Origin of the sequence: Paraburkholderia oxyphila NBRC 105797, from assembly GCF_000685075.1 — a bacterium.
GTDB lineage: Bacteria > Pseudomonadota > Gammaproteobacteria > Burkholderiales > Burkholderiaceae > Paraburkholderia > Paraburkholderia oxyphila.
This window is the reverse complement of the sequence record NZ_BAYD01000105.1, coordinates 22,744-29,613: the sequence shown is the minus strand read 5'-3', so window position 1 is coordinate 29,613 and position 6,870 is coordinate 22,744. Positions and strand designations below refer to the sequence as shown.

Below are 6,870 nucleotides of genomic sequence, written 5' to 3'. Positions count from 1 at the left end.
TTTCTCTATATCGTCGCGCTGCGTCTGGCCGAGCTCTTCACGATGTACATCGTCACCGCCTTCGCGCTCAGCTATTCGACCGCCAACCTCGGCCTCTCGCGCGATCTGTTTCTCGGCATCGGCCTCTTTGTCGGCGCGCTCTCCTGCGTGACGATCCCCTGCTTCGCGTGGCTCGCCGACCGTCTCGGCCTGCGCCGCATCTATCTGATTGGCGCGCTGATCGGCCTCGCGAGCGCGGTGCCGTTCTTCCTCGCACTCGAAGCGCGCTCGACCGTGTGGATCGTGGTCTTCTCGGTGGCGCTCGCCAATATTGCGCACGATATGGTGGTGAGCGTGCAGCAGCCGCTCTTCACCGAGCTGTTCGGCGCCGAATACCGCTACAGCGGCGCGGGCGTGGGCTATCAGTTCGCGAGCGTCGTGGGCGGGGGCTTTACGCCGTTCATCGCCGTGGCGCTGGTGGGCATCGGTGCCGGCTCATGGCATCTGGTGGCAGCGTACCTCGCCATCGGCTGCCTGATTTCGTTGATCGTGGCGGCGCGCATGAAGCCTGCACAGGCGCAGTAAGCGCCCGATCGTTCAACGGTTTGCAATCGAGGCCGGGCGCATGCCCGGCTTTGGCGTTATCGACTGATGAAAAACACAACGCTCGCCAAACGCGACTGGATCGCCGGACTCGAAAAAGGCCTCGCGATTCTAGAAGCCTTCGACAATCAGCACGCGCGCATGACCGCGACCCAGGCGGCCGAACGCACCGGGCTCTCGCGCACCGCCGCGCGGCGCTATTTGCTGACGCTCGAATCGCTCGGCTATGTGTACACCGACGGGCGGCTCTTTGGGCTGACCCCGCGCGTGCTGCGCGTGGGCTGGTCGTATTTCGATTCGGCGCGCCTGCCGCGTACCGTGCAGCCATATCTGCAGCAATTGAGCGCGACGCTCAACGAGTCGGCCTATGTAAGCGTGCTCGACGGCTGGGACCTCGTGGTGATTGCACGCAATGGCGTCTCGCGCGTGATGACCACGGGATTCGTGCTGGGTGCGCGTGTGCCTGCGCCGCTGATCTCACCGGGTGTGGTGCTGCTTGCGTATCAGGAGGATCAGCAAGCGGTTTCGGCTTGGCTCGATACGGTCGAGCTCGCGCCGTTCACGCCGCATACGATCACGAGCGCCACGCGGCTGCGCGAGAAGATCGTGCGGGCGCGCGCGGATGGCTATGCGCTCATCGAGCAGCAGTTGCAGGTGGGCGTGCGTGGCGTGGCGGTGCCGCTGCGCAATCGCAGCGGCGAGGTGGTGGCCGCGCTCAGCACCAATATGTCGATCGGCAATGAAGAGGCCGAGGCGGCGGTCAAGCGCGTGCTCCCGCATTTGCAGGAGACGGCGCTGTCGATGTTGAATGTGTTGTGATGCAGTGTGGGAAGCGCGTCTTTGAATCGCGCAATCTTTCATCCTGCCACCCCCGCCTCCCCCACGATCCACTCATGAAATAGCTGCATGGCCGGCGACATCGCCCGCGACTGCAGCCACGTGAGCCAATAACTACCCGTAGGCACCTCGACATCGAACGGCCGCGCGAGCAGTCCCGCCTGCAACTCGCGCGCAAACATGCGCGCGGGCGCGAGCGCCACGCCCGCACCCTGCATGGCCGCCTCGGCCATCAGCCGCGACGAATCGAAGATCGGCCCGCTCACCGTCCACGGTTCGAGCCCGGCCGCCTCGAACCATCGCAGCCATTCGTCGGTGCGATACGAGCGCAACAAGGTCTCCTTCGCCAGATCGGCAGGCATGGCGAGCCGCCGCGCGATCTCGGGCGCGCACAGCACAGCCAGCGGCGCATCGAGCAGACGCGTATTTTCGGTGGCGGGCCACTTGCCGTCGCCGAAGCGGATCGCAAAATCGAGACCTTCGCCCGCGAGGTCGACGAGATTGTTGTTCGTGAGCAGGCGCAACTCCACGAACGGATGCGCCTCGCGAAACGACTTGAGCCGCGGCATCAGCCAGCCGATCGCGAAGGTGCCCACCACGCCCACCGTCAAGACCTCATGCAGGCGGCCGCCTTCGAACTGCTTGAGCACGGCCTCGATGCGGCCGAACGCGTCGCTGAGCACCGGCAGCAGCGCACGCGCCTCATCGGTCATGCCGAGCCCGCGTGGCAAGCGCCGGAACAGCGGCACGCCAAGCCATTCTTCGAGCATGCGCACCTGCTGGCTGACCGCGGCCTGCGTGACCTTCAATTCGAGGCCCGCGCGCGTGAAGCTCAGATGACGCGCCGACGCCTCGAAGGCTCGGAGCGCGTGCAGGGGCAAATGGGGGCGCATGAAAGACCTATAAGTTTAGCTTTTGTCAGAGCCAAATTATCGTCGCTTGTCGTGGGCCCGGCAACGCACCACAATCCTCCCCGCACGGCACGCATTTGCTTATCTGTGCCCCGCCAGTTCGGCGCTTTTGGCGCGCCTGCGCCCTCCACGAAACGCATCCGGAAATCCGACCATGTCCAACGACGTGAAAATCAAGATAAAACTCCTGCTGATGGCTCTGGCGTGTGCCGCAACCACCGCAAGCGCGGCGCAACCCAGCGTGAAAGCAGCCGTGGATGCGGCCATCGCCCCGCTGCAGGCGAAATACGGCATCCCGGGCGTCGCGGTGGGGATCACCGTGGACGGCAAGCATGCCTTCTACAACTACGGCGTGGCGTCGAAGGCCACCGGCGCGAAGGTCGACAACCAGACGCTGTTCGAAGTCGGCTCGTTCACCAAGACGCTAACGGCCACGCTCGCCTGCTATGCGCAGACGAGCGGCAAGCTCTCGTTTTCCGCACCCGCGAGCCAGTACGTGAGCGCGCTGCGCGGCAGCCAGTTCGACCACGTGAGCGTGCTCAATCTCGGCACGCATACGTCCGGCCTGCCGCTGTTCGTGCCCGATAGCGTCACCAACAACGAGCAACTGATGGCCTGGTTCCGCAACTGGCAGCCATCGAACCCGATCGGCACGCAGCGCGTGTATTCGAATCTCGGCATCGGCTTGCTTGGGCGCGCCGCCGCGCAAAGCCTCGGCGAGCCGTTTCGCGATGCCGTGCAGAAGCAACTCTTGCCCGCCTTCGGCATGACGCACTCGTGGCTCGACGTGCCCGCGTCCAGCATGCCGGACTACGCCCAGGGCTATGACAAGCACGACACGCCCATGCGCATGCACCGCGGCGAACTGGCCGACGAGGCCTACGGCCTGCGCACGACCTCGGGCGATATCGTGCGCTATCTCGACGCCAACATGGGTGTCGCGCCGCTCGACGCGCCGTGGCAACGCGCCGTCGCCTGCGCGCACACCGGCTATTACACGGCTGGCGTCTTCACGCAGGACCTGGTCTGGGAGCAATATCCGTGGCCAGCCGCGCTGCAAACACTGCTGCGCGGCAACAGCCCCGACGTCATCCTCAAAGGCATGCCGGCGCAAGCGCTCACGCCGCCGCTGCCGCCGCAGGCCGATGCGCTCCTGAACAAGACCGGCTCGACCAACGGCTTTTCGACCTACGCGGCGTTCATCCCGGCGCAGCGGATCGGGGTCGTGATTCTCGCCAACAAGGCGTATCCGAACGAGGCGCGCGTGAGCGCGGCCTACGCGATCCTCGAAGCGCTCAACCGAAGCCATGGCCCCGGGCAATGACGCCAAAGCGATCGGCTGACTCCATCGGCTAAGATACGGGCCCCACGCATTTCATCGAACCAACGGAGTGTTTTCAGTGATCCAGCCAGGTAACGCATTCAAGGACAATCTCGCGCAACTGCCCGCCATCGACGGCATCGAGCGCATCGATCTCGTGAACGGCCAGGGCGCGGTGGTGGCGACCATCGAGAACAAGCCGGGCAAGCAAGGCTCGCTCGCGGTCTACCACTATCTGAAGCAGGCCTTCGGCACGCTCGACGCCAAGGCGGCCGGGCACGGCCTCGCCGTGTTCGCCGAGCACACCGCCGACGCGCGCAACCGTCCCGGCGCGCACCCGAACGTCGACCGCCTGCTCGAGATCGCGGCGGGCGGCGAGGCGCTGCGCATCGACGTGATCGCCGCAGCCTGACCGGCGCACCCGGCGCGCCGGGAGCGCGAGGGCTAGCGGCGCCCTGACAGTGGATAAACCCAAATTCCCAGAAAAATACATTAAAAATAACTGGGCGAAAATCAATACGATTGCAAAAACCACTAGTCAGCGTCACTAACCCTCGCCAGCAGGATTGCTCATGCCGCGCCCGATTTCCGTCCGCATCCATCCCGAAGCCGTCCGCCACAATCTGCAAACCGCGAAGCAAAGCGCCTCGGGCGCGCGCGTCTGGGCCGTCGTCAAGGCCAACGCCTATGGTCACGGCATCGAGCGCATCTACCCGGCGCTGGCCGGCGCGGACGGCATCGCGCTGCTCGATCTCGACGAGGCCGTGCGCGTGCGCGAGCTCGGCTGGACCAAGCCCATCCTGCTGCTCGAAGGCATCTTCGATTCCGCCGATGTCGCCACTGCCGTCGAGCATCGGCTGACCGTGTCCGTGCATGACGACGAACAGCTCGCGCTGCTCGCGGCAGCGCGCACGCAACAGCCGATCGACATCCAGCTGAAGATGAACTCGGGCATGAACCGCCTCGGCTACCGGCCCGACGTGTTTCGCGCCGCCTGGGAGCGCGCCCGTGCGACGCCCACGATCGGCTCGATCGGCCTCATGACGCACTTCGCGAACGCCGACGACGGCGCCATCGACTGGCAGCTCGATCGCTTCGACGCTGCCACGCACGGCATGCCCGGCGAGCGCTCGCTCTCGAATTCGGCGGCGGTGCTCTGGCATCCGCGCGCGCATCGCGACTGGGTGCGCCCCGGCACGATCCTCTATGGTGCGTCACCCACGGGCGCGGCGCGGCATATCGAAGGCGTCGGGCTGCGCGCGGCCATGACGCTCGCTAGCCGGATCATCGGCGTGCAAACGCTGGCGCCGCAGGAAACGGTCGGCTACGGGCGCACTTACGAGGTCGAGCGGCCCATGCGCATTGGCGTGGTGGCGTGCGGCTATGCGGATGGCTACCCGCGTCATGCGCCGACGGGCACGCCCATCATCGTCGATGGCATCCGCACACGCGTGGTCGGACGCGTCTCGATGGACATGCTGACCGTCGATCTGACTCCCTGCCCGGATGCGGGCATCGGCTCGAAGGTGGAGCTGTGGGGCGAGAACGTGAAGGTCGATGAGGTGGCGGAAGCCGCCGGCACGATTGGCTATGAGCTGATGTGCGCCGTTGCGCGGCGCGTGCCGGTGGACATCGACACGCTCAAGGCGGCGCAGCATGAGGCCGCGGAGAGCGCAACGGTCTGAGCACCCGGACCGATCTCAAGCCGAATAAGGCCCCTCCGGCCCATTGCGCAAGGTTCGCGCAAGCCGCTCCAGCGCGTCGCGCAAGGCCTCATGGCTGCGCGCGCCGCCAAGGCTGAGCCGCACCGCATGCGGTGCGGAGCCGCGCCCGATCACGAAGCTATCCGCCGTCTTCAGGTGCACCCCCGCCTGGCGCAACGCCGCGGCGAACTCGGCTGCGCGCCACGGCTCGGCGAGCGGCAGCCAGAGATGCGGGCTCGCGGGATCCGTGCGCCAGCTCCAGTCCGCCAGCACCTCGGCGGCAATCGCGTGGCGCACGTCCACTTGCGCGCGCTGCTGAGCGACCAGCCGGTCCACATCGCCATTGATGATCCAGCGCGCCGCAATCTCGGCGCATAGCGGCGAAGTCATCCAGCAGTCGCTGCGGATCACGGCCAGAATCTTTCCCACCCAATCCTGCGGCGCTTGCACATAGCCGATGCGCAAGCCCGGCGCGAGCGCCTTCGACAGACTGCTGATGACGATGCCGTGCTCCGGCAGCCGCGCGGCCAGCGGCGTGGGCGGCGCATCGAGCAGCGCGGCGGGCACGAGATCTTCGATCACGACGAGATTGTGGCGCACGGCAATCTCGGCGATGGCCACACGCCGTGCCTCGGAGAGCGTCGCCGTGGTCGGATTGTGGAGCGTCGGCACGCAAAATAGCGCGCGCGGCGCAAGCAGTGCGCACGCGCGTTCGAGCGCGGAGGGCACGATGCCCTCCTCGTCGATTTCGATGCCGACGAGATTGAGCCGCAACTGCCGCGCGAGCGCGACGATGCCGGGATAGCTCAACGCCTCGGCAAAGATCGTGTCGCCGGGGCGCAGCACCGCGCGCAACACGCACGCGAGCCCATGCTGCGCGCCCTGGGTCACGAGCACGCGCTCCGCCGGCACCGCGCAACCCATGCGCGCGAGCCAGCGCGCACCCGCCTCACGGTGCGAGCGGCGCCCGCCCTCGGGCTGATAGAGCAACAGTTCGCCGGCAAGGCGTTCGTCGGCGGCCAGTTCGCGCAGGGTCTGCGTGAGCAGCGCGGCTTCGTCGGTCGGCATCGGCACGTTCTGGCCGAGATCGAACGTGCGACCCGCAGCGGCGCTTGCATGCGGAGCGCCGGGCGCCGCGGCAACGCCCATCGCCGCCGGCGCCGCCTGCTCCGGCGTCTGGCGCGTGCGGGCAGGCAAGCGCGCACCGTCCGCGTCCGGCTCCGCCACGTAGGTGCCGTCGCCCACGCGCGCCACCACCAGGCCGCAGCGCTCCAGCTCCGCATAGGCGCGGCTGACGGTGCCCGTCGTCACGTTGAGCTTTTTCGCCAGTAGCCGGTGGGCAGGCAGTTTCTCGCCGGGCAGCATCTGCCCGCCGTCGATGGCCTGCGCGTACGCGTACGCGATCGCGCGGTACTTCGGCTCGTTACGGGGCAGCGCGGGCGAAGTGGGCATCCAGCCGTTCATGGTGTTTTCCCGAAGGTCGACGCGTGCCGTGCGCCTGCACGGCAGCAACGTC

Annotated in this window: 7 protein-coding genes; 5 read left to right on the top strand and 2 right to left on the bottom strand. The window is 67.0% G+C overall.

Going from position 1 to position 6,870, the window contains the following annotated elements; translation table 11 throughout:
- Together BO1_RS39215 and BO1_RS39210 are read left to right on the top strand one after the other, a co-directional pair.
- Positions 1 to 564 (top strand): MFS transporter (locus BO1_RS39215; RefSeq protein ID WP_028222244.1); only part of this gene is annotated, 564 nt, incomplete at its 5' end.
- A 66-nt stretch (positions 565 to 630) separates the two neighbouring features.
- Positions 631 to 1,401: an IclR family transcriptional regulator domain-containing protein gene (locus BO1_RS39210; RefSeq protein ID WP_028222243.1), complete on the top strand. Its 771-nt coding sequence runs from the start codon at positions 631 to 633 to the stop codon at positions 1,399 to 1,401.
- A 38-nt stretch (positions 1,402 to 1,439) separates the two neighbouring features.
- Here the strand turns inward: BO1_RS39210 and BO1_RS39205 are convergent, their stop codons facing one another.
- Positions 1,440 to 2,312, bottom strand: coding sequence for a LysR family transcriptional regulator (locus BO1_RS39205; protein WP_028222242.1), 873 nt, complete (start codon positions 2,310 to 2,312; stop codon positions 1,440 to 1,442).
- Positions 2,313 to 2,484: 172 nt separating this feature from the next.
- Between BO1_RS39205 and ampC the strand changes: the two genes are divergently transcribed.
- From ampC to alr, 3 genes are all read left to right on the top strand, one after another.
- Positions 2,485 to 3,654, top strand: a complete 1,170-nt coding sequence (gene ampC / locus BO1_RS39200; RefSeq protein ID WP_028222241.1) for a class C beta-lactamase — start codon at positions 2,485 to 2,487, stop codon at positions 3,652 to 3,654.
- Positions 3,655 to 3,730: 76 nt separating this feature from the next.
- Positions 3,731 to 4,063: a DUF2322 family protein gene (locus tag BO1_RS39195; protein WP_028222240.1), complete on the top strand. Its 333-nt coding sequence runs from the start codon at positions 3,731 to 3,733 to the stop codon at positions 4,061 to 4,063.
- 160 nt (positions 4,064 to 4,223) lie between these two features.
- Complete coding sequence (gene alr, locus BO1_RS39190) at positions 4,224 to 5,336, top strand: alanine racemase (protein ID WP_028222239.1); 1,113 nt, start codon at positions 4,224 to 4,226, stop codon at positions 5,334 to 5,336.
- A gap of 15 nt (positions 5,337 to 5,351) precedes the next feature.
- Here alr and BO1_RS54635 read toward each other — a convergent pair whose 3' ends face one another.
- Positions 5,352 to 6,818 carry an aminotransferase-like domain-containing protein gene (locus BO1_RS54635; protein ID WP_043288493.1) on the bottom strand — a complete coding sequence of 489 codons (1,467 nt, stop codon included), beginning with the start codon at positions 6,816 to 6,818 and terminating at the stop codon, positions 5,352 to 5,354.
- Between the last annotated feature and the right edge of the window lie 52 nt (positions 6,819 to 6,870).